This is a genomic window from Paenibacillus sp. EKM206P (assembly GCF_011066155.1).
Classification (GTDB): Bacteria; Bacillota; Bacilli; order Paenibacillales; family Paenibacillaceae; genus Paenibacillus; species Paenibacillus polymyxa_D.
In genome coordinates, this window is sequence record NZ_JAAMNQ010000072.1 from 1 (window position 1) to 494 (window position 494).

1 pseudogene is annotated in these 494 nt (G+C 58.7%); it reads left to right on the forward strand.

From position 1 onward, the window contains the following. A pseudogene (locus G9G53_RS25730) lies at positions 1–494 on the forward strand (hypothetical protein); the annotation flags it as partial.

Consider the following 494-nt stretch of genomic DNA (forward strand, 5'->3'; position numbering starts at 1 on the left):
CCTCAGGGTGTTCAGGGCGTACAAGGCGACCAAGGACCTCAAGGAGTTCAAGGCGTGCAAGGCGACCAAGGACCTCAAGGAGTTCAAGGCGTGCAAGGCGACCAAGGACCTCAGGGAGTTCAAGGAGTCCAAGGCGATCAAGGACCTCAAGGAGTCCAAGGAGACCAAGGACCTCAAGGAGTCCAAGGAGACCAAGGCCCTCAAGGAGTCCAAGGCGTACAAGGTGATCAAGGACCTCAGGGAGTTCAAGGCGACCAAGGACCTCAGGGCGTCCAAGGCGACCAAGGACCTCAGGGCGTTCAAGGCGACCAAGGACCTCAGGGTGTTCAAGGCGTGCAAGGCGACCAAGGACCTCAGGGTGTTCAGGGCGTTCAAGGAGACCAAGGACCTCAGGGTGTTCAGGGAGCCCAAGGCGACCAAGGACCTCAAGGAGTTCAAGGTGTTCAAGGCGACCAAGGACCACAGGGTGTTCAAGGAGTTCAAGGCGACCAAGG